This window comes from Nocardia implantans (assembly GCF_035544775.1).
Classification (GTDB): Bacteria; Actinomycetota; Actinomycetes; order Mycobacteriales; family Mycobacteriaceae; genus Nocardia; species Nocardia implantans.
The window spans coordinates 34,147-56,038 of the sequence record NZ_JAYKYQ010000011.1; the positions used below are offsets into that span (position 1 = coordinate 34,147).

Sequence of the window (21,892 nt, forward strand, 5' to 3'; positions counted from 1 at the left end):
CACCTCCGGCTTCTTTCGAAAGAGTCTTTCCATGCAGTTTGAGATCGTCGAGCGGGACGAGACGTGGGTTGCCGGGCTGCCGGTACGCAGCCCCAAACGCGCGCTCGGGGAACTGCGTGACCGCGATCTGGAGGCCGCCTGGGCCGCGGTGCTGCACCAGGAACTCGGCGGCCCGCTGGCCAGCGCCTACACCGATTACACCGGTGAGCTGGGCACGTACAACACCCAGATCGTCGGGTATCAGTGCGCGTCCTTCGGTGAAGTCACCCGCGGTCACCTGGTGGCCCGGCTGCCGCGCGGCGCCTACGCCCGGTTCTCCTCGGTGGGCAACTTCCCGCAGGTGATGACCGACCTGTGGACGCAGATCGCCTACGCCGAGGAACACAACCAGATCAAACGGACCTACACCGGCGATTTCGAGTGCTATCCGCACGCCTACAAGATCGATCTGTACCTGGCGGTCGACGCGCGATGAGCTATGCGATCGTGGTGCGGGCCGAGGCGATCTACGGCGGGCTGGTCGTCCCGCGGGTGCGCCCGAGCTTCAAGGTCAGCAACAGCGACCTCATCGAGTTCCTCAAGGACCGGCTGCGCGACCGGGACGGTGCCGACCGTCCGATGTACACGGTGTACGTGCCGGACCCGGCCGGGAACTACAACGCGGTGGTGTGTTTCGAGTATCCCGCGCCGGACGCCGTGCCGGTGGGCGACGTCTTGGTACGCGTCCCCAAAGGCGTCTATGCCCGATTCGCGCCGAACGGCGACTATCACGATCCGGTGGAGGACGTCTGGGCGCAGGTCGACGACGCGACGGCATCCGCGGAGATCACGCGGGCCTACCGTGAAGAGATCGAGATCTGGCACGGCCCGGAATCGGTCGAGTTGTTCATTTCCATCCTCGTTTAGCTTGCTGATAAGTAACTAACCCCGAACCAACTGGTCTCCATGTTATTTCCGATATGGAATACATTCGGTTTGACCTGCGAAGATATCGCGTGTACCGGAGAGTTTTCGGAAGATTAGCCGGACGGCTGGTCAATTCCTGTCCGATGACGGATACTGCCCTGGGCAACTTCGTCTCGGCTCGGGCCGTGGGGGGCTGCATCGGGCTGGACTATCGCGCATGGCAGCGCGGCGATGGAGTAGGAACAACATGACTGTGGATCTGATTGCAGTCGTGCCGAGGAACTCCCGTGGGCGGGGAGTGCGACGGTATTACGACGCGCAATCCGAGTGTGCGTTCTTTGTCTCCGAACCGGACGTGCAACCGGAACTCTGGCGCCGGTATCTGCACGGGGCGCGGGAGGTCTACCGGCGTTTCGGTGTCGAACAGGCGCTCGAATACGAATCGGTCGCCGACGGGGCGTCGTCGTCGCTGTTCTTCGTCGCGCTCGACGCCGGCGGCGAGATGGTCGCGGGGGTGCGGATGCAGGGCCCGTACACCGACGCGCGGCAGGCGCACGCGCTGGTCGAGTGGGCCGGTCAGCCGGGCGCGGACGACCTGCGGCGGATGATTGCCGACCGGATACCGCAGGGCGTGGTCGAGGCCAAAGGCGCGTGGGTCGCTCGTGACGCCGCCCACCGGGGCGAACTCAGTGCCGCGATCTCACGCACCGTGCTGCACGGCGCGCGCCTGCTCGGCGCCCGCTACGGTTTCGCGACGGTGGCCTCCTTCACCGTGGCCCGCCACGAGGCCTGCGGCGCCGTCGCGGCCGAACACATCCGCGCGGTGCCGTATCCGGACGAGCGCTACCGGACCGTTCCATTGTGGTGGGACACCCGCGGCCACGCCGCGATAGCCGAGGAGTCGCAGCGATTCCTGACGCGACGCGAACAGGACGAGCTCGGCCTGCCTGCCGAGCATCCGGCCGACCTGCGATGCGGAATCGGGCGGGCGACGGAGGGCCGGCGCGGACATGGGCGATGACCGCAGCCGAGCGGCGGATCACCGGCCACTGATCCTCGACCCCGCCGAACCCGAGGACGCGCGGACACTCGCCGCGCTACGCGCCGACCCGCATATCGTATTCCGCGACCTGCGCGCGTCCTTGCGGTCCGAACACGACAGAATGGTGGCCGCGCCGGATTTCACGGAGGGGCCGGAAGCGGATCGCTGGATCTACTATCCCTGGCGCGCCGCGGTGGTCGCATTGCCGGGGCCGCACACTTTCCGGATGATCCGGCTCGATCGCAATCGCAACAAACTGACCAGGGCCGAACAGGAACGTCTCGCCGGACGCGCCATCGGGATCATCGGACAAAGCGCAGGGCACGCGATCGCGCATCTGCTCGCACTGGAGGGCGTTTGCGGGGAACTGCGGTTGGCCGACCTGGACGATATCGAGTTGTCGAATCTGAACCGGGTCCCTGGAACGCTGTTCGACATCGGCGTCAACAAAGCGGTGGTAACCGCGCGCCGGATCGCCGAGTTGGACCCTTATCTCCCGGTGCGGATCTTCGAGACCGGAGTCGATGAGAATTCGGTGGACGAGTTCGTGGACGGTCTCGCGATAGTGGTCGAGGAATGCGATTCACTGGATATGAAACTCGTGGTTCGCGAGGCGGCGGCGCGGCACCGTGTTCCCGTACTGATGGAAACCAGCGACCGCGGTTTGCTGGACGTCGAGCGTTTCGATCTCGAACCGGGACGCCCCGCGTTTCACGGATTACTCGGCGAGGTCAGCGCGCAGGATCTGCGCGGGCTGACCTCGCGCGAGAAGGCGCCGTTCGTGGTGCAGCTGCTCGGCGCCGCCGGGCTGTCGCCGCGGCTGGGGGCGAGCCTGGTCGAAGTCGGCGAGACGGTGAACAGCTGGCCGCAGCTGGCCGGTGACGTCGCCCTCGGGGCCGCGAGCGTGGCCGCCGCGGTGCGCCGCATCGGTCTGGGCATGAAGCTGGATTCCGGCCGTGTCCGCATCGATGTGGAAGGGCATCTCGACGAGCTGGCCGACCCGCCGCCGAACGACGAGCCGGTGTGGGCCGACGCGCCGCCGGAGCCCGCCTGCGGGCCCGTCGAAAGCGTCCTCGCCTGCGCGCAACGGGCTCCTTCCGGGGGAAACATGCAGCCGTGGTCGTTGCGCGCCGGGCCCGACGACATCTCCATCGAGCTGGCGCCGGAGTACAGCACGGCGATGGACATCGGCTATCGCGGCAGCGCGGTGGCGCTCGGCGCGGCCGTGTACAACGCCCGGGTCGCCGCGGCCGCGCACGGCATCCTCGGCCCGCACGAGTTCGTCGAGGGCGCCCCTGGGTCCGGTCGTCTCCTCGCCCGCCTGCGGCTGGGGAACGATCGCAATGCCGAGCTGGCGGCCGACTATCCCGCTGTGCTGCGCCGCGAGACCAACCGCAGGGCCGGTACCGGGGCCAGGCTGGCCGACGGCGTGCTGGATGAGCTCACGGCTGTCGCCGAAGCGGCCGGTGCGCATCTGCGCGCGGTCGTGGAACCGGAGGACATCGAAGAAGCTGCGCGTTTGCTGGGGGATTCCGATCGCATTCGCTATCTCACGCCCCGTTTATACGAGGAAATGCTCGCCGAAGTCCGCTGGGCCCACGACGACCCGGAGACCGGAATCGACGCGCGCAGCCTGGAACTGACCGGCGACGAGCGAGCGGCGTTCGAGATCACCGCCCGCGCCGACGTCATGGCGCAGGTGCGGTCCTGGTCGGGTGGTTCGGCGCTGGGGAAATACACCGGTGACCGGGTGCGGTCCAGTTCCGCCATTCTGGCGGTGACCTTCGACGCGATCGACCCGCGATTGACCGACTACGCGGCGGCGGGCGCTGCGGTCGCGCGGGTTTGGGTGCGGGCCGAGCGCCTCGGATTGTGCGTGCAGCCGATTTCGCCGGTATACCTCTACGCCCGACGCCATGGCGAACTTGCTGCGATTTCCCCCGACTTCGCGGATACACTAGCGTCACTTCAGGGCCGTTTCCTGGACCTGCTGGAAGTGCCTGAGCATGAGACCATGGCGTTGGTGCTTCGCCTGAGCTACGCCTCCGCCGCCACCGTACGCAGCAGGCGGCGTCCGGTGCTCGGTGTGGACACCAGTAGTTAGCGCGATCGGAGACAATGTGCCACGGCGGACACTCGACTCGTTGGTGACCCAGGTCGCCTCTGAGCTCATGGGTGTGGACGCCACGACCATGGTCGCCGCCACCGAGCGGGTGCTCGCACAACTGGTCGAGTACTTCGACGTGGATTTCAGCTACGTGCGCCACACCGACCGCGAACGCCGGGCAACCGTGCTCATCGCCGAGTGGCCGCACCGCCAGAACATTCCCGATCCCGATCCGCTCGGCGTCATCTATTTCGACGGCGCCGACCCGGTGTTCCGCGCCCTGGAGAACGCGACCGAGCCGATGGTCGCGCGCCCGACCCCGGAATTCGCCGATTACCAGGAGACCGTTCGCCGCGGCTCCGGCATCGTCGGGGTGACCTCGGCGGCGGTCCCGCTGCTGTCGCGCGGCGAGCCGACCGGCGTGCTCGGGTTCGTGAAGTCGGGTGATCGCGAGTGGAGCAATCGCGAACTCAACGTGCTCAAAGCCATCGCGGCTCTGTTCGCGCAACTGCAAGCGCGGGTGGTCGCGGAGGAACGTCTGCGATATATCGCGCTGCACGACGACCTGACCGGGCTGGCGAACCGGCGTGCGCTGCTCGAGCACATGGAGGAGCGATTACGCGCGGGCAGTCCCGGCCCGGTGGCCGCGTTCTTCCTTGACCTGGATCGCTTGAAAGCGCTCAACGATTTCCTCGGCCACACCGCGGGGGACAACTTCATCCGCACCTTGTCGACGCGATTGCGGGAGAACCTGGACCCGAACGACATGATCGCGCGACTAGGGGGCGACGAATTCGTCATCGTCCCCGCCAAGCCGATGGACGCGGTGGCCGCCGAGTACGAGGCGAACCGCATCCAGCAGTTGATCGCCCGGCGCGTCACCGTGGGCGGCGAGTCGGTCAGCCGGGGCGCCAGCGTCGGCGTCGCGCTCGGCTTCCCTGGGGAGACCACGGTCGCCGATGTGCTGCGCCGCGCCGATCACGCCCTGTTGTCGGCGAAATCCGGCGGCGGCAACGGCGTTGCGGTGTTCACCGACACCATGCGCGCGCAGTTCGAACTCCAGGACGACGTGGAGCTCAACCTGCGCGGCGCGGTGTCGGACGGCTCGCTGCTGCTGCACTACCAGCCCGAGGTGGATCTGCGCACCGGCCGCATCGTCGCGTTGGAGGCGCTGGTCCGCTGGCTGCACCCGACCAGGGGGTTGCTGCCGCCCGCCGCGTTCGTCACCGTCGCCGAGGCGACGAACCTGGCCGGTGAACTGGGGCGCTGGGTGATCCGGTCGGCCTGTGCGCAATTCGCCGAATGGCGCAGGCGCGGCCTTGCGGGCAATGTCGTGATGCGGATCAACGTCTCGCCGGTGCAGTTGGTGAGCCTCGATTTCGTCGAGCGCATCGAGGACATCCTGCGCCTGTTCGGCATCGACGGCAGCTCGGTGTGCCTGGAGATCACCGAGCACGTCGTGGTCCAGGACCTGGCCAGGACCCAGGTCACGCTGCGCGGGCTCAAGCGGATGGGCGTGCAGATCGCCATCGACGATTTCGGCACCGGCTACAGCTCGCTGTCGCATCTGAAGGCGCTGCCGGTGGACGCGGTGAAGATCGACCGGGGTTTCGTGCAGCGGCTCGGCGCCAGCACCGACGATCTGGCCATCGTGAAATCCATCATCGGTCTGGCCGGCTCGTTCGGGCTGGGCGTGGTCGGTGAGGGCGTCGAGACGGCGGTGGCCGCGCGCACCCTGGTCGGCCTCGGCTGCTACCGCGCGCAGGGCTTCCTGATCGCGAAGCCGATGCCGGCCGAGCAGGTCGAGACGCATCTCGCCGCGGGCCGGATTCCGCTGGATCTCGATCTGCCGCGGGCCGGTCGCGGGCTGCCCGCGCACTGAGATCACGGCCTCCGCCGCCGGTTATCCCGTTCTTTCACGGCAGTTCATGCGGCGTTGGGCGCGGGTAACCCGATCCGCTGCACGATCGGCGACGTGCGCATAGTTCAGCTTGCGAACTTCTACGGCCCGCGGTCGGGTGGGTTGCGCACGGCGCTGCACCACCTGGGCGAGGGTTACGTCGCCGCCGGACACGACGTGGTGCTGATCGTGCCGGGCCCGCACCGGTCGGAGGAGATCCTGCCCACCGGGGTCGTGCGGATCACGCTGCCGGCGTTGGCCATTCCGTGGACCGGCGGTTACCGTGCCGCCGATCCACGCCGGGTGGCCGACGTCCTGGACGGATTGCGGCCGGACGTGCTCGAGGTCTCCGACCGGTTGACGCTGCGCGGCTTCGGTCGCTGGGCGCGGCGGCGCGGCGTGACCGGCGTGATGATCTCCCACGAGCGGCTCGACCGCCTGCTCGGTCAGGTGCTGCCCGGTCCGATGGCGCGGCGGTGCGCCGACGTGGCCAACCGGCACACCGCCACCGATTACGACATCGTCGTGTGCACCACCCGCTTCGCGCGGGAGGAGTTCTCGCGCATCGGCGCGGAGAACGTCGAGCTGGTCCCGCTCGGCGTCGACCTGGAGCTGTTCAATCCGCACCGGCGTGATCGCGGGCTGCGGGCCGATCTGGGGGTCCCGGGTCATCCGCTGCTGGTGCACTGCGGCCGGTTGTCGGTCGAGAAACGGGTGGATCGCAGCATCGAGGCGGTCGGCGCGTTGCGGGAAGCAGGCATCGAGGCGCGGTTGGTCGTCGCCGGGGACGGTCCGCGCCGGGAGGCGTTGCGGCGGCGGGCCCGCGCGCTGGCCCCGCTGCCCGGCGGGGTGCCCGCCGTGCACTTCACCGGTTTCATCGCCGAGCGCGCGATGGTCGCCACCCTGCTCGCCACCGCCGACGTCTCGCTGGCGCCGGGCCCGCACGAGACCTTCGGCCTCGCGGCGCTGGAGGCGCTCGCGGCGGGCACGCCCGTGGTGGCGAGCCGATCCTCCGCGCTGGCCGACATCGTGACCGCCGACTGCGGCGCGGTGGCCGCCGACCATCCCTCCGCGTTCGCGCGGGCGGTCAGCGACGTGCTCGCCATGCCGCAGGCCCGTCGGCGCAGCGCCGCGCGCAGTCGCGCCGAGCAGTTCACCTGGCCGCGCGCCGTCGCGGGCATGCTGGAGGTACTGGGTCGTTGACGGCGTCCCGGTCGGCGGCCGTCCGCTGGACTACCCTGCGGAGAACCGATTCGGCGATTCGAGATGGGATGCGCAGTTGCTGGGTAGAGGTCGCGGGCGAGCGGGTCGAACGACGGTGCGCGATGCGAAGGTGCTGGTCACGGGTGCGGCGAGCGGCATAGGCCGGGCCACCGCGCTGGCCGCCGTCGCGCAGGGGGCGCATCTGGTGCTCACCGACATCAACGCCGAGGGCTTGGACGCCACGGTGGCGGACATCCGCGCGGCGGGCGGGGACGTCGCCGCGGCGCGAGCGCTGGACATCACCGACTACGACGCCGTGCGCGCCTTCGCCGACCGGGTGCACGCGGACCTCGGCAGCCTGGACGTCGTGATGAACATCGCGGGCACGTCGGTCTGGGGGACGGTGGAGAACCTGGAGCACAAGCACTGGCGGCGCATGGTCGAGGTCAACCTGATGGGGCCGATCCACGTCATCGAGACGTTCGTGCCGCCCATGGTGCGCGCGGGCAATGGCGGTGCGCTGGTGAACGTGTCGTCGGCGGCGGGCCTGCTCGCGTTGCCGTGGCACGCGGCCTACAGCGCGGGCAAATTCGGCATTCGCGGCGTGTCCGAGGTCCTGCGGGTGGATCTGGCGCAGCACGGCATCTCGGTGCACTTGGTGGCGCCCGGCGCGGTGAACACTCCGCTGGTGCACAGCGTCGAGCTGGTCGGGGTGAACAAAGAGGACCCGAAGATCAAGCGGCTCACCGCGGCGTTCACCGCGCACGCGGTGCCGCCGGAGCGGGTGGCCACGGCGATACTGCGCGGGATCGAACGCAACCGGTTCCTGATCTACAGCTCGTTCGACATCCGTTTCGGTTACTGGTGGAAGCGCAAGTTCGCCTTTCCCTACGAGTTCCTGATGCGGCGCACCAGCGCGCGGTTCAGCAGGCTGCTGGCTTCGACGGGCAGTTGAGCTGCACGTCGAGCACCCGCGCGCCGGGGCCTTCGGCGCCGAGCCGGTCGTGCTCGTTGACCAGGCGGCAGGTGCCGAGGGACAGGCAGCCGCAGCCGATGCAGCCGGTGAGGCTGTCGCGCAGCCGGATCAGCTGGGTGATCCGGTCGTCGAGGTCGGCGCGCCAGGTGGTGGACAGGGTCTCCCAGTCGCGCCGGGTGGGCGTGCGGCCTTCCGGCAGTTGATCGAGGGCGGCGCGGATCTCGCTCAGCGGTATGCCGACGCGCTGGGAGATGCGGATGAACGCCACGCGGCGCAAGGTCTCGCGGGCATATCTGCGCTGATTCCCGCTGGTGCGTCTGCTCGTGATGAGCCCTTCGCGTTCGTAGAAGTGCAACGCGGAGACCGCGACTCCACTACGCTCGGAGAGCTGCCCGGGGGTCAGCTCTTTCGCCCGCCAATCGGCTGCTGTCGACATGCACGCTCCTCCCAATCACCTCAACAATACTTGAGGTTAGGGTGTGCCGGACCGGATTCGCCGATCGCATGGCGATCCGCACGCCGAAGCCGGAATTTCCGTGCTCTCCCGGCCGCGGCGCACTACGGTTCGATCATGGGAGCAGATGCTGTGTCCGCGCGGGAGGGCGCGCGTTTGGCCGTGACATCCGAAGTCGGCACGCTGCGTACGGTGCTGTTGCACCGGCCTGGCAACGAACTGCGCAGGCTGACCCCGCGCAACAACGATCAGTTGCTGTTCGACGGCATCCCGTGGGTGGAGCGCGCACAGCAGGAGCACGACACGTTCGCCGACGTCCTGCGCGGCCGCGGCACCGAGGTGCTGTTGCTGTCGGACCTGCTCGCCGAGACCATCGAGGTCAGCGGCGCGGCGCGGATCCAGGGCATCTCGGCCGCCGTCGACGCGCGCAGGCTGGGACACACGCTGGCCGACGAACTGGCCGCCTACCTGCGCGGCGTGCCCGCGCGGGAACTGGCCGAGATCCTGATGGCGGGGATGACCTTCGACGAGTTGCCGTTCGGGCCCGACGCCACCTCGCTGGTGCGCCGCATGCACCACGGCGGCGACTTCGTCATCGATCCGCTGCCCAATCTGCTGTTCACCCGGGATTCCTCGTTCTGGGTGGGGCCGCGCGTCGCGATCACCTCGCTGGCGCTGCCCGCCCGGGCCAGGGAGACCTCGCTGACCGATCTGATCTACGCGTTCCATCCCCGCTTCCTGGGCGTGCGCCGGGCGTACGAATCGCACACCGCTCCGATCGAAGGGGGCGACGTGCTGCTGCTGTCGGACGGTGTGGTCGCGGTGGGCGTCGGCGAGCGCACCTCGCCCGCGGGGGCGGAAGCGTTGGCGCGCAGCCTGTTCGACGACGACCTCGCTCACACCGTGCTGGTGGTGCCGATCGCGCAGACCCGAGCGACCATGCATTTGGACACGGTGTGCACGATGGTCGACGCCGACGCCATCGTGATGTATCCGGCGGTGCGTGAATCGCTGTGCGCCTTCACCATCCGCAAGGCCGACGACTACGGCGGACGGCTCGGCAGCGGCCGGGTCGACATCAGCGGCCCCGATCCGTTCCTGCCCGCGGCCGCCGAGGCGATGGGCATCGGCAAGCTGCGGGTGATCGACACGGGGCTGGACGGCGTCACCGCCGAACGGGAGCAGTGGGACGACGGCAACAACACCCTCGCGCTCGCTCCTGGCGTGGTCGTCGCCTACGAGCGCAACGAGATGACCAACGCCAGACTGGAGGACGAAGGCATCGAGGTGCTGCGCATCCCCGGCTCGGAACTCGGCTCCGGCCGCGGCGGCCCGCGCTGCCTGTCCTGCCCGCTGTCGCGCGACGAGCTGTGAGCGCGGGCATGTTCACCATCACGGTCTCGCACGACTCCGCTGTGCCGCCCTATGAGCAGCTACGCCTCGGCATCATCGCCCAGGTGCGCTCCGGCGAGCTGACCGCGGGCACCAAGATCCCCACCGTCCGCGCCCTTGCGGCCCAACTCGGCCTCGCCCCCAACACGGTGGCACGCGCCTACCGCGAGCTGGAGGCGGACGGGGTGGTCGAAACCCGGGGCAGGCAAGGTTCGTTCATCGCCTCCTCAGGAGACCCGACCCGCGACGTGGCGGGCCGCGCGGCCACGGCGTACGTCGCGACCGTGCGCAGACTGGGTTTGGACGACGCCACCGCCCTCCGCTACGTGCAGGCGGCGCTGGAAGGTTGAGGTGTCCGGCCGTCTGCCCGGGCTGATCGCCGTCTTCGCGACGGGCTGGTCACACCTCTCACCTCCAGCTGGGCAGCCAGAGGTGGTCGTGCCAGTTGGCCGGGGTGATCGGTAGCGCGGTGAGAATCGGCCACAGCCAGATGAAATTGGCGATCACCAGGCCCAGGTAGAGGCAGACCGCGAGGAGGCCGAGGCTGCGGCGTTCGTTCGGGGGAGCGGGCAGGTAAGTCCCGGCGGGGCTGCGTGGGATGGTGCTCGCCCGCGCGGGGCCGAGCACGTCGCCGAGCACCAGCGCCACGCCCATCGCCAGGAACGGAGCCATCGGGACGGCGTAGAAGTAGTACATCTGGCGGTCGAGGGTGGCGAACCAGGGCAGCAGCGCGGCGCCGTAGCCGACCAGCACCGCGCCGTGGCGCCAGTCGCGCCGGACCACGGCGCGCCACAGCATCCAGGCCAGCACCGGGAAGGCCACCCACCAGATGGCGGGCGTCCCGATCAGCATCACGGCCTTCACGCATTGGGTCTGCCCGCACCCGGTGACGCCGCTGTCGGCGTAGTAGTACAGCATCGGGCGCAAGCCCATCGGCCAGGTCCACGGCTTGGATTCCCAGGGGTGATGGTTGCCCGCCGAATTGGTCAGTTCCGTGTGGAATTCCAGCGATCTGGCATTGAAATACCAGAGCGAACGCAGTGCGCCCGGCACCACGTGCGACCAGAATCCTCCGGTGCCGATCGGATCCGTCGGCGCGGACGGATTGCCCGGCATGTACCGGTACACGCCGGTCTCGCTCGCGAACCAGGCCCAGTAGCTGGCCAGATAGACGCCGAGCGGCACGAGCACCAGCGCGTACAGCGCGGGCCCGATGTCGCGCAGCGCGACCCCGAGCCAGGGACGGCGCACGCCGTAGAGCCGCCGCGCCGAGAGGTCGAAGTAGACGCTCATCAAGCCGAAGGCGGCGATGAAATAGATCCCGGACCATTTGGTCCCGCAGGCCAGCCCGAGCAGCACGCCGGCGCCGAAGCGCCACCAGCGCACCCCGAGGCGCGGCCCCCAGTCGGTCACGCCGATCCGGCCCTCCGCGTCGGCGCGCGCGAACCGGGCGCGCTCCTCGTCGCGGTCGACGATCAGGCAGCCGAAGGCGGCGGTGACGAACAGCGCCATGAAGATGTCCAGCATGCCGATGCGCGAGGAGACGAAGGTCAGCCCGTCGGCGATCAGCAGGATGCCCGCGATCGCGCCGATCAGCGTCGACCGCGTCATCCGCCGCGTGATCCGGATGACCAGCAGCACCAGCAGTGTTCCGGCGAGCGCGGCGGTGAACCGCCAGCCCCAGCCGTTGTAGCCGAACATCGCCTCGCCGATCGCGATGAACTGCTTGCCGACCGGGGGATGCACCACCAGCCCGTAACCGGGGTTGTCCTCCACCCAGCCGCCGGTGAGCATCTGCCAGGCCTGCGGGGCGTAGTGCTTCTCGTCGAACACGGGGGTGCCCGCGTCGGTCGGGTAATTGAGCATGGTGAAGCGCGTCACCGCCGCGATCGCGGTGAGGAACGCCGTCACCAGCCAGCCGCGCGCGCGGTCGGTCGGCCCGAAGTCGCGTGGCGGCCGCAGCGGTCCCGGGCTCGACCAGGAGGGCACGGACGTGAACCGTGCGGTCGCGCGCTGGTCGGTCACCTGGGTCACGCCTCCGATCGTATGCGGCCTCGCCTCTGCGGGTCTTCAGGCCGTACCGGTTGGGTGGCGCCGGACGGGTTGCCGGTGCGCCTGCCCCTCGTTGCCGCCGGTATCTGCCCGGGTCGCGTCGGTGGATAGGCTGCGGGTGGGGCGGTTACATGATGCGGACAGGAGTGCGGTGGTCAACGAGACGGCGGGCGGGCTGGTGCTCGCGGCGACGCCGATGGGCGATGTCGGTGACGCCTCGCAGCGGCTGCGCGATGCGCTGTCCACGGCCGATGTCGTCGCCGCCGAGGACACCCGTCGCACCAGGTCGCTGGCGAAGGCGCTGGGCGTGGAGATCTCCGGCCGGGTGGTCAGTTTCTACGATCACGTCGAGACCGCGCGGATCCCGATGTTGCTCGACGAGATCGCCGACGGCCGCACGGTCCTGCTGGTGACCGACGCGGGCATGCCGTCGGTGAGCGATCCCGGCTACCGCATGGTGGCGGCGTGCGTGGAGCGGGACCTGCCGGTGACCTGTCTGCCGGGGCCATCGGCGGTGACCACGGCGCTGGCCCTGTCGGCCCTGCCGGTGGAGCGGTTCTGCTTCGACGGTTTCCCGCCGCGCAAATCCGGCCAGCGCCGGGAATGGTTGCGCAGCTTGGTCGCCGAACCGCGCGCCTGCGTCTTCTTCGAGGCGCCGCATCGGCTCGCCGACTGCCTGGCCGACGCGGTCGAGATCCTCGGCGCCGACCGCCGCGCCGCCGTGTGCCGTGAGCTGACCAAGACCTACGAGGAAGTGATCCGGGGGACGCTGGCCGAACTGGCCGAGTGGGCCGTCGAGGGCGCACGCGGCGAGATCACCGTGGTGCTCGCAGGCGCCAAGCCCGCTGCCGTGGACCCGGCCGACCTGGTGGACGCCGTCGAATCCCGCGCCGCGACGGGCCTGCGCCTGAAGGACGCCTGCGCCGAGGTCGCCGCCGCGCACGCCGTCTCCCGGCGCGAGCTCTACGACGCGGTCCTCGCCGCGCGCCGCACCTCCTAGCCGCCGCGGATTCCTCCGCGCGGGGTGGTCGACCCGGAGCGCGGGCGGCGGGCATGATCATCGGTATGACTTCTCTGGAGAGCAAGGCCACGACGTTTCTCGGGTTGCACGTGCCGGGTGATCCGGGCGTCTTCCCGACGGTGTGGGATGCCTGGTCCGCGAAAGTCGCCGTGGCGGCGGGCTTTCCGGCCTTGACGGTCGGCAGTCATCCGCTGGCCGATTCGATCGGCCGCTCGGACGGGGAAGGGATGACCTTCGACGAGTCGCTGACCCGGGTCCGGCAGATCACGGCGGCGGTGGACGTTCCGGTGTCGGTCGACATCGAGTCGGGCTACGGGCAGGAGCCGGCGCGACTGGTCGACGGCCTGCTCGAGGCGGGCGCGATCGGACTGAACATCGAGGACACCGTGCACAGCGAGGGCAAGCGCCTGCGCACGGGCGAGGAACACGCCGCCCTCGTGCACGGACTGCGCGAGGCCGCCGACGCCGCGGGCGTGCACCTGGTGATCAACGCGCGCACCGACCTGCTCCTGCGCCAGGACGGGGACGAGGCCGACCGGGTGGACCGCGCGATCGAGCGGCTGAGGCTGGCCGCCGAGGCGGGCGCGGACGTGTTGTTCCCGGTGGGCAGGCACGCCGACGCCGACATGCGCCGCTTGACCGGTGAACTGCCGCTGCCGATCAGCGCGACCGTACTCCCCGATCAGGCCGACAAGGCCGCCCTCGCCGACCAAGGCGTCGCGCGGATCACCTTCGGCCCGTTCTTGCAGGCCGCGCTGACGAGGGAGATCAATACCCTGCTCGACCGCTGGAAGTGAGAAACGCTCTCGCGATGAGCCCCACCGGGCGACCGGTGGGGCGGGCGGCGCACCGGCCGAGCGCACACGCCGTCTCGATCAGGACGGAACGGGCAGTCCGAGCGCGCTCATGACGAACTGGACGAACAGCGGCGCCAGATCCGGGACGCGCGCCGGTCCGTCGGAGACGATCACTCGCCGCGTCCGCTCGCCGATCGCGTCCGGGATGAGGGCGATCAGGCCGTCGGACAGCTCGGGCAGCGCCGGGTCCGTCGCGCGCGCCTCGTCGTAGAACACCCGGTACAGCTGAGCGAAGCGGTCGACGGCCAGATCGCGATAGCCGACGGCCTCCTGGTTCACCTTGAACGACTCCACGAGCACCAGCCTGGCGAAATCCGGCTCGGTGGCGACGGTCTGGCAGAAGGTGACGACGATGGATTCGATCTTCGCGTAGGCGTCCGCGTCCGGCGGCAGCTGGGCCAGCTCGTCGGCGATCCTGGTCGCCATGATGTCGACGCCGGTGTGCACGGCCTCGGCGAAGCACTCCTCTTTGTTCGCGAAGTGGTCGTAGAAGGTCGTCCGCGAAACCCTGGCTCTGGCAACGATGTCGGTGAGGGTGGTGGCCGGATAGCCCTTGTTGTCGACCGACTCCACCATGGCCTCGACCAGCCTGCCGCGCTGCGACGTGAGCACGGCCTCGCGTGCCGCCCGATGCCGTTCGGCGAAACCGGACCGGTGAACGGATGCCGTCGCGTGCTGCTGGCCCATAAGTGCCCTCTCTGTGCCGGAACCGATTCCGAACGGAACGTCGTCGTACCGATCGCACACGGTCCGGGGCGTCGCCAGGCCGCGAACCGGTGTTTCATTATCCGACAACGCATTCCACGGCGGGAAGGCAGGTGGATCCACCCGTGGGCATGCCGTCGCGGAACACCGGAAAGCGTTGTGCGCGTTGCCGTTACGGCAGGCGAAAAGGGGTCAGTCCTTCGGTTCGACGTACTTCGGGAACACCGGTTCCGGCGCGGGCAGCGTCAGCCCCGGCTCGATCGGCGTCGCGATGTCGGCGAACGTGCGGCTCTGCTGCCCCAGCTGGTCGAGGATGCGGCCCGCCGATCCCGGCATCACCGGCTGGACCAGGATGGCGACGATGCGCAGCACCTCCAGCGTCACGTACAGCACGGTGGCCTCGCGGGCGAGATCCTCCGGGGTGCCCGACTTCGCCAGCGCCCACGGCGCCTGCGCGGAGAAGTACCGGTTGGTCTCGCCCAGGGTCAGCCAGATCGCCTCCAGGGCGAGATGCATCTGCTGCGCGTCGAATTCGGTCCGGCAGCGCTCCAGCAGGCCGCCCGCCAGATCCAGCAGGGCGCGGTCGTCGTCGGTGAACTCGCCCGGCGTCGGCACCACGCCGCCGCAGTCGCGCGCGACCAGCTTGGTGCTGCGCTGCACCAGGTTGCCGAACTCGTTGGCCAGGTCGCTGTTGATCCGGCTCACGATGGCCTCGTGGCTGTAGCTGCCGTCCTGGCCGTAGGAAATCTCGCGCAGCAGGAAGAAGCGCACCGCGTCCAAGCCGTAGTTCTCCACCAGCTCCAGCGGGTCGACCACGTTGCCGACGGACTTGGACATCTTCTCGCCCTTGTTGTACAGGAACCCGTGCACGAACACGCGTTTCGGCAGCTCCACTCCGGCCGAGAGCAGGAACGCGGGCCAGTACACGGTGTGGAACCGGGTGATGTCCTTGCCGATGATGTGCACGTCGGCGGGCCAGAACTTGCCGAAGGCGGCGGAGGAGGTGTCCGGGAAGCCGACGCCGGTGAGGTAGTTGGTGAGCGCGTCCACCCACACGTACATGACGTGGTCGGGATGGCCGGGCACCGGCACGCCCCAGTCGAAGGTGGTGCGCGAGATGGACAGGTCCTTCAGGCCGGCCTTGACGTAGCTGACGATCTCGTTGCGCCGGGTGGCCGGCGCGATGAACTCCGGATGCTCCTCGTAGAGCGCCAGCAGCTTGTCCTGGTAGGCCGACAGCCGGAAGAAGTAGTTCGACTCCTCGGTCCAGGTGACCGGCGTCTTGGACTCGGTGGAGATGCGGGTGCCGTCCTCCAGCACCGTGGTCTCCTCGTCGGTGTAGAACGCCTCGTCCCGCACCGAATACCAGCCGGAGTAGTTGCCGAGGTAGATGTCGCCGTTGGCCAGCATCCGCTCCCAGATGGCGACGCTGGCCTCTTGGTGGTCGGCGTCGGTGGTGCGGATGAAGCGGTCGAAGGAGATGTCGAGCGTCTTGTCCAGCGCCTCGAACACGTCGGAGTTGCGCGCCGCGAGCTCTTCCACCGGAATGCCCTCGGCGGCCGCGGCCTGCTGCATCTTCTGGCCGTGCTCGTCGGTGCCGGTCATGAAGAACACGTCGTAACCGTCGAGGCGCTTGAAGCGGGCGATGGCGTCGGCCGAGATGTACTCGTACGCATGCCCGATGTGCGGCGCGCCGTTCGGGTAGGCGATGGCCGTGGTGATGTAGAAGGCGGGGCGGTCAGCTGCGCTCATGGTGTGTCTACTGTAATGCGCGTGCATTCTTTCGCTCGCGTGAATATGCCCGTCGCCGCTTCGCGCGTCCCACCGTCCGTGTGGCGGGGTGGCCGCCGATGAGCGCGAAACGCGCCGCGCCGGAGCTGCCCGAGCCGCTGTCGCCGATCGTGGACGCGCACACCCACCTGGACGCCTGCGGCGCGACCGACGCGGCGTCCACCGCGGCGATCGTCGACCGGGCCGCCTCGGTCGGCGTCGGCCGGGTGGTCACCGTCGCCGACGACCTGGATGCCGCGCGGTGGGCGGTGCGGGCCGCGCAGTGGGACGATCGCGTGTTCGCCGCCGTAGCGCTGCATCCGACCAGGGCGAACGCGCTCGACGACGACGCGAAGGCCGAGCTGGAGCGCCTGGCCGACGACCCGAGGGTGGTCGCCGTCGGCGAGACCGGCTTGGACTACTACTGGCCGGGCAAGCTGGAGGGCTGCGCCGACATCGAGACCCAGATCGAGGGTTTCCGCTGGCACATCGACCTGGCCAAGCGGGTGCGCAAGCCGCTGATGATCCACAACCGCGAAGCCGATCACGATCTGCTGACCGTGCTGCTGGACGAGGGCGCGCCGGAGCGGGTGATCTTCCACTGCTTCTCCTCGGACACGAACATGGCGCTGTCGTGCGTGGCCGAGGGCTACATCCTGAGCTTCTCCGGGACGGTGAGCTTCAAGAACGCGCACGAATTGCGCGAAGCGGCCAAGGTGGTGCCCGACGACCAGATCCTGGTGGAGACCGACGCCCCGTATCTGACCCCGCACCCCTTCCGCGGGGCGCCGAACGAGCCGTATTGCCTGCCGTACACCGTGCGCGCGCTGGCCGAGTTGCGCGAACAGGATCCGCTGGAATTGGCGAAGATCACCACCGCCAACGCGCGGCGCGTCTACCGGATCTGAGCGGGACGCCCGCCGAGTCACACGCGTCCGCGTGGGGCGTCACGGATGCCCGTAATGCATCGGTGTACACGAAATGTGTCCTATGTCACTTTCGGCGTTCCGTTTCGTGATTTACCTGCGGGGTCGATATTCGATCGTGATATTGAAAAGGCGCTGTTCCGGAGCTTGCTGTTGTCGGCGCCCTACCCCCTCGTTATCGTGCTGTGACCATGTCCCCCTTCACGCGGATCAACCAGTCGCGTTCGCCGCTGCTGCACATCGCGGTCGGCGCGCTGCTGCTGACGCTGATCGTCGGCGCCGGCCTCGCGATCGTGAATCGCAAGACGGTGACCGTCGTCGTGGACGGCGAGAAGCTCTTCCAGACCACGATGTCGCGCGACGTGCGCGGCGTGCTGAAGGCCGCGGGCTTCGCCGTGACCGACCGGGACAAGGTGGCGCCGGCCCTGGCCGCGCACATCGCCGACGGCGCGACCATCACGCTCAACCGCGCGCGTGAGGTCGATCTGTCGGTCGACGGGTTGACGCAGAAGGTCTGGACCACCGGAGTGACCGCGGGGGAGGCGCTCGAGCAGCTGAAGATCCCGAAAGAGGTCTACGTCTCGCCCGGCCGCGACGAGCGGCTCCCGCTGCAGGGCGCGTCGTTGACGATCGCGACGCCGCGGGTGGTCTCGCTGGTGGACGGCATCGGCAACCCGGTGGACGTGCGCGCCGCCGCACCCACCGTCGGCAAGTTCCTCGAGGTGACCGGCATCCCGCTGATCGAGCAGGACTCCGTGGAACCGGCCGCGTCCACGCCGCTGACGAACGGCCTGCGCGTCACCGTGACGCGCAAGCGGGTCGAACAGCGCACCGAGACGCTTCCGCTGGATCCGCCGGAGAACGTCATCGAGGACCCGACCATGAACATGAGCCGCACGGTGGTGGAGTCCCCCGGCGCTCCCGGCGTGCAGAACGTCACGTTCGCGGTCACCATGGTCAACGGTCAGGAAGTCGACCGGCAGGCCGTCGGTTCGACGGTGACCGTGGCGGCGCAGCCGAAGACGGTCCGCAAGGGAGCCAAGCCGGGCACCGAGGTGCCCCCGGTGCGGGACGGCGACATCTGGGACGCGCTGGCCCGCTGCGAGTCCACCGGCAACTGGTCGATCAACACCGGCAACGGCTACTACGGCGGCGTGCAGTTCGATCAGGGCACCTGGGAGCGTCAGGGCGGGCTGCGCTACGCCCCCCGCGCGGACCTGGCCACCCGGGAAGAGCAGATCGCCATCGCGGAGATCACCCGGCAGCGGCAGGGCTGGGGCGCCTGGCCCGCGTGCACCGGTCGCCTCGGCATCGGCTGACGCGGGGGAGACGCCGCGCTGCCGGTTGATAGATTCTCGAGGTGTCCGAACCTGATATTTCCGCTCGTGGGAGTGCGGCGCTGCTCGGGCCCGCCGAAGTGCGGGTGCTCGCCGAGCGGTTCGGGGTGCGGCCGACCAAGCAGCTCGGGCAGAACTTCGTGCACGACGCGAACACGGTGCGGCGGATCGTCGCGGCCGCGGGCGTCGGGCGCGGCGATGTGGTGCTCGAGGTCGGGCCAGGTCTCGGTTCGCTGACCCTCGCGCTGCTGGACGTGGTGGACTCGGTGGTCGCCGTGGAAATCGACCCCGTGCTGGCGAGCCACCTTCCGGTGACCGTCGCGGACCGGGCGCCGGAACTCGCGTCGCGCCTGTCGGTGGTCGTGGCGGACGCGCTGCGCGTCACCGCCGCGGACCTGCCCGCCGCGCCGACCGCGCTGGTCGCCAATCTCCCGTACAACGTGGCCGTGCCGGTGCTGTTGCATCTGCTCGCCGAACTGCCCGGCATCGCGGTCGCCCTGGTGATGGTGCAGGCCGAGGTGGCCGATCGCCTTGCCGCCGAGCCCGGCGGCCGTATCTATGGCGTGCCCAGCGTGAAGGCGGGCTTCTTCGGGAAGGTCCGGCGGGCCGGGGCGGTGGGCACCCAAGTGTTCTGGCCGGTCCCGCGAGTCGAGTCCGGTCTGGTCCGGATCGACCGCTTCGCCGAGCCGCCGTGGCCGATGGACGACGAGCATCGCCGCCGTGTTTTCGAGGTCGTCGACGCCGCCTTCGCGCAACGCCGCAAGACGCTGCGCGCGGCGCTCGCCACTTGGGCCGGGTCGCCCGCCGAAGCCGAGCGCCGCCTGCTCGCAGCCGGCATCGCTCCGACCGCGCGCGGCGAAACCCTCGACACCGCCGCGTTCGTCCGGCTGGCAGCCCAGGCGTAGCGCTGTGGGCACGGCAGCGGCCCCGCTACCGGCCTGGGCCGGTGCGCGGAGCCGCTGGGTGCGACCGGGTCAGACGGCGACTTCGTAGCCCGCTTCGTCCACGGCGGCGACGATATCGGCGTCGGCGATCGGCGCTGTGCTGTCGACGCGGACGGCGCCGCTGGCGAGATCCACCTCGACTCCGGTCACGCCGTCGATCTTGCCGATCTCGGTCTTGACGGAGCTGACGCAGTGCCCGCAGGTCATCCCGGTGACGGTGTAGGTGGTGGTGGGCATGTCCGACTCCTTCGCATCCAGTTCTTCATACGGCCGGGGGGTACCCGACACTCGAAAGATACCCCCTGAGGGTATATGCGGGCAAGGGTGCCCGCGCGGGCTCCGGAGTGGCACATCCCTTCCTGAGCCCCGGTCCTGCTGGGCGAGCCGAGGCTCACACGCCGTCGGCCAGTTCCAGCCAGCGCTCTTCGGCCGTTTCCTTCTCCGCGAGCACCTGCTTGAGCTCCGCGCCGAGGGTGACCAGCTTGTCCGGGTCGGTGGCGGCGTCGGCCAGCGCGACGTGCAAGCGCTGCTCGCGCTCGGACAGCTTGTCGATGGCGCGTTCCAGCCGGGTCAGCTCCTTGCGGGCCGCGCGGTAGGCCGCGGAGTCGGTGGCCGGGGCGTCGGCGGGCTTGGCCTCCGGTGCGGCGGCGCGGGCCTGGTTCGCGGCGAGGGCCGCGCGCTTGGTCAGATACTCCTCGATGCCGCCGGGCAGGTTGGTGAGCTTGCCGTCGCCGAACAGCGCCCAGGTCGAGTCGCAGATCCGCTCGATGAGGTACCGGTCGTGACTGATCACCACCAGCGTGCCCGCCCAGTTGTCGAGCAGGTCCTCCAGTTGTTGCAGGGTGTCGATGTCCAGGTCGTTGGTCGGCTCGTCGAGCAGCAGCACGTTCGGTTCCGACATGAGGATGCGGGTCAGCTGCAGGCGCCGCCGCTCGCCGCCGGACAGGTCGCCGACCGGCGTGCGCTGGCGGGCGGGGGTGAAGCCGAGCCGCTCGGCCAGCTGTCCGGCGGAGATCTCCTTGTCGCCCAGCATGATTCGCTGCGCGATCTGCTGCACCGCTTCCAGCACGCGCAGGTCGGTCGGCAGGTCGTCGAGTTCCTGGCGCAGCCAGCCGATCTGGACGGTCTGGCCTTGAATGCGCTTGCCCGCGGCCAAGGTCGCGCCGGTGTCTCCCCCCAGGGTGCGCAACAGCGTCGTCTTGCCCGAGCCGTTGACGCCGACCAGGCCGACGCGCTCGCCCGGCGCCAGCCGCCAGGTCAGGTCGCGGACCAGTTCCCGGCCGTCCGGCGTGGTGAGCGTGACGTCCTCGAGTTCGACGACAACGCGCCCGAGGCGTTTGCGCGCGAAGGCCGCCAGCGAGACGTTGTCGCGCGGCGGCGGCACGTCGGCGATCAGGGCTTCGGCGGCCTCGACCCGGTAGCGCGGCTTGGAGGTGCGCGCCTGCGGGCCGCGCCGCAGCCAGGCCAGTTCCTTACGAGCCAGATTGCGCCGCCGGGCCTCCGACGCGTCCGCCTGGCGGGCGCGCTCGGCCCTGGCGAAGATCCAGTCGCCGTAGCCGCCCTCGTAGCTTTCCACCTTGCCGCCGACCACCTCCCAGGTGCTGGTGGCGACGGTGTCGAGGAACCAGCGGTCGTGGGTCACAACGACCAGCGCGCTGCGGCGGCCCAGCAGGTGCGCGGCCAGCCACTGCACGCCCTCGACGTCCAGGTGATTGGTCGGCTCGTCGAGCACGAGCAGGTCGAGTTCGCGCACCAGCGCGGCGGCGAGCGCGACCCGGCGACGCTCACCGCCGGAGAGGTTGTCCACCGAGGTGTCCATGCCGAGGCCCGCGATGCCGATGCCGTCCATCACCGAGCGGATGCGCGGGTCGGCGGCCCATTCGTGTTCGGCGACCTCGTCGGTCATCGCGTCGTCGGCCAGCCCGGCCAGCACCACCGAACCGACCGTCGCGCCCGCGGGCAGCGTGCCGCGCTGGGTCACCACCGCCATGCGCAGGCCGCCTAGCCTGCTGACCCGGCCGCTGTCGGGTTCCTCGATGCCGGTGAGCACCTCGAGCAGGGTGGTCTTGCCGCCGCCGTTGAGGCCGACGACTCCGATCCGTTCGCCGGCGTGCACGCCGAGCGAGACGTTCTCCAGCAGCGGCTTGATCCCGAAGCTCTTGTGGACCTGTTCGAGATTGATCAGGTTGGACATGGATCCTTCCGTGTCTTGCGGGGGCGGTCCGATAACGCCCCGGGCCAGCGTACCGACCTGGGTGGACCGTCTGCCGTCCCGGCGAACGACGGCGAGCTTGCGTCGA

General features: G+C 69.6%; 20 protein-coding genes. 14 read left to right on the forward strand and 6 right to left on the reverse strand.

The genetic code is table 11. The annotated features are described in order from the left end of the window. Positions 1-31 precede the first annotated feature (31 nt). The 7 genes from U3653_RS24845 (at position 32) to U3653_RS24875 (ending at position 8,113) form a co-directional block, all read left to right on the forward strand. Positions 32-475, forward strand: coding sequence for a GyrI-like domain-containing protein (locus tag U3653_RS24845; RefSeq protein WP_195082449.1), 444 nt, complete (start codon positions 32-34; stop codon positions 473-475). Further along, positions 472-906, forward strand: a complete 435-nt coding sequence (locus U3653_RS24850) for an effector binding domain-containing protein (RefSeq protein ID WP_039801008.1) — start codon at positions 472-474, stop codon at positions 904-906. The genes U3653_RS24845 and U3653_RS24850 overlap by 4 nt, the downstream gene beginning before the upstream one ends. 355 nt (positions 907-1,261) lie before the next feature. Next, positions 1,262-1,927, forward strand: a complete 666-nt coding sequence (locus tag U3653_RS24855; protein WP_195082450.1) for a hypothetical protein — start codon at positions 1,262-1,264, stop codon at positions 1,925-1,927. After that, on the forward strand, positions 1,917-4,052 hold the full coding sequence (locus tag U3653_RS24860; protein WP_195082451.1) for an Rv1355c family protein: 2,136 nt from the start codon (positions 1,917-1,919) through the stop codon (positions 4,050-4,052). The genes U3653_RS24855 and U3653_RS24860 overlap by 11 nt, the downstream gene beginning before the upstream one ends. 43 nt (positions 4,053-4,095) lie before the next feature. Then, the gene (locus tag U3653_RS24865; RefSeq protein ID WP_323124167.1) at positions 4,096-5,937 is read left to right on the forward strand and encodes a putative bifunctional diguanylate cyclase/phosphodiesterase; all 1,842 of its coding nucleotides are present in this window, start codon (positions 4,096-4,098) and stop codon (positions 5,935-5,937) included. 93 nt (positions 5,938-6,030) lie between these two features. Continuing rightward, the gene (locus tag U3653_RS24870) at positions 6,031-7,158 is read left to right on the forward strand and encodes a glycosyltransferase (protein ID WP_195082452.1); all 1,128 of its coding nucleotides are present in this window, start codon (positions 6,031-6,033) and stop codon (positions 7,156-7,158) included. A gap of 115 nt (positions 7,159-7,273) precedes the next feature. Then, positions 7,274-8,113 (forward strand): SDR family oxidoreductase, encoded by an 840-nt coding sequence (locus tag U3653_RS24875; RefSeq protein ID WP_195082453.1) that lies wholly within the window; start codon positions 7,274-7,276, stop codon positions 8,111-8,113. Here the strand turns inward: U3653_RS24875 and soxR are convergent. Next, the gene (soxR, locus tag U3653_RS24880; protein WP_067795363.1) at positions 8,082-8,570 is read right to left on the reverse strand and encodes a redox-sensitive transcriptional activator SoxR; all 489 of its coding nucleotides are present in this window, start codon (positions 8,568-8,570) and stop codon (positions 8,082-8,084) included. The two genes, U3653_RS24875 and soxR, sit on opposite strands and share 32 nt — an antisense overlap. Positions 8,571-8,705: 135 nt before the next feature. Here soxR and arcA point away from each other — a divergent pair, with 135 nt between their 5' ends. Further along, the gene (arcA, locus tag U3653_RS24885) at positions 8,706-9,962 is read left to right on the forward strand and encodes an arginine deiminase (RefSeq protein ID WP_195082454.1); all 1,257 of its coding nucleotides are present in this window, start codon (positions 8,706-8,708) and stop codon (positions 9,960-9,962) included. A gap of 8 nt (positions 9,963-9,970) precedes the next feature. Beyond that, on the forward strand, positions 9,971-10,330 hold the full coding sequence (locus U3653_RS24890; protein ID WP_195044206.1) for a GntR family transcriptional regulator: 360 nt from the start codon (positions 9,971-9,973) through the stop codon (positions 10,328-10,330). A gap of 58 nt (positions 10,331-10,388) precedes the next feature. On the opposite strand, the gene U3653_RS24895 is transcribed toward U3653_RS24890, so the two are convergent. Beyond that, positions 10,389-12,014 (reverse strand): dolichyl-phosphate-mannose--protein mannosyltransferase, encoded by a 1,626-nt coding sequence (locus U3653_RS24895; protein WP_195082455.1) that lies wholly within the window; start codon positions 12,012-12,014, stop codon positions 10,389-10,391. A gap of 169 nt (positions 12,015-12,183) precedes the next feature. Here U3653_RS24895 and rsmI point away from each other — a divergent pair, with 169 nt between their 5' ends. Both rsmI and U3653_RS24905 read left to right on the forward strand, forming a co-directional pair. Then, positions 12,184-13,032, forward strand: a complete 849-nt coding sequence (gene rsmI, locus U3653_RS24900; RefSeq protein ID WP_323124155.1) for a 16S rRNA (cytidine(1402)-2'-O)-methyltransferase — start codon at positions 12,184-12,186, stop codon at positions 13,030-13,032. 65 nt (positions 13,033-13,097) lie between these two features. Beyond that, on the forward strand, positions 13,098-13,850 hold the full coding sequence (locus tag U3653_RS24905) for an isocitrate lyase/PEP mutase family protein (protein WP_195082456.1): 753 nt from the start codon (positions 13,098-13,100) through the stop codon (positions 13,848-13,850). A gap of 78 nt (positions 13,851-13,928) precedes the next feature. Here U3653_RS24905 and U3653_RS24910 read toward each other — a convergent pair whose 3' ends face one another. After that, positions 13,929-14,597, reverse strand: a complete 669-nt coding sequence (locus U3653_RS24910) for a TetR/AcrR family transcriptional regulator (protein ID WP_195082457.1) — start codon at positions 14,595-14,597, stop codon at positions 13,929-13,931. Positions 14,598-14,807: 210 nt separating this feature from the next. Continuing rightward, positions 14,808-16,394 (reverse strand): methionine--tRNA ligase, encoded by a 1,587-nt coding sequence (gene metG / locus U3653_RS24915; protein ID WP_323124156.1) that lies wholly within the window; start codon positions 16,392-16,394, stop codon positions 14,808-14,810. Positions 16,395-16,465: 71 nt separating this feature from the next. Between metG and U3653_RS24920 the strand changes: the two genes are divergently transcribed. The 3 genes from U3653_RS24920 to rsmA all read left to right on the forward strand — a co-directional run bounded on the left by U3653_RS24920 (position 16,466) and on the right by rsmA (position 19,553). Next, positions 16,466-17,293 (forward strand): TatD family hydrolase, encoded by an 828-nt coding sequence (locus U3653_RS24920; protein WP_195082459.1) that lies wholly within the window; start codon positions 16,466-16,468, stop codon positions 17,291-17,293. A gap of 209 nt (positions 17,294-17,502) precedes the next feature. Further along, positions 17,503-18,630, forward strand: a complete 1,128-nt coding sequence (locus U3653_RS24925) for a resuscitation-promoting factor (protein ID WP_323124157.1) — start codon at positions 17,503-17,505, stop codon at positions 18,628-18,630. A gap of 41 nt (positions 18,631-18,671) precedes the next feature. Beyond that, a complete protein-coding gene (rsmA, locus tag U3653_RS24930) occupies positions 18,672-19,553 on the forward strand; it encodes a 16S rRNA (adenine(1518)-N(6)/adenine(1519)-N(6))-dimethyltransferase RsmA (protein ID WP_195082460.1) in 882 nt (293 codons plus the stop codon). A 69-nt stretch (positions 19,554-19,622) separates the two neighbouring features. Here the strand turns inward: rsmA and U3653_RS24935 are convergent, their stop codons facing one another. Next, positions 19,623-19,829, reverse strand: coding sequence for a heavy-metal-associated domain-containing protein (locus tag U3653_RS24935; RefSeq protein ID WP_195082461.1), 207 nt, complete (start codon positions 19,827-19,829; stop codon positions 19,623-19,625). 154 nt (positions 19,830-19,983) lie between these two features. Next, a complete protein-coding gene (locus U3653_RS24940; protein ID WP_195082462.1) occupies positions 19,984-21,786 on the reverse strand; it encodes an ABC-F family ATP-binding cassette domain-containing protein in 1,803 nt (600 codons plus the stop codon). Positions 21,787-21,892 lie beyond the last annotated feature (106 nt).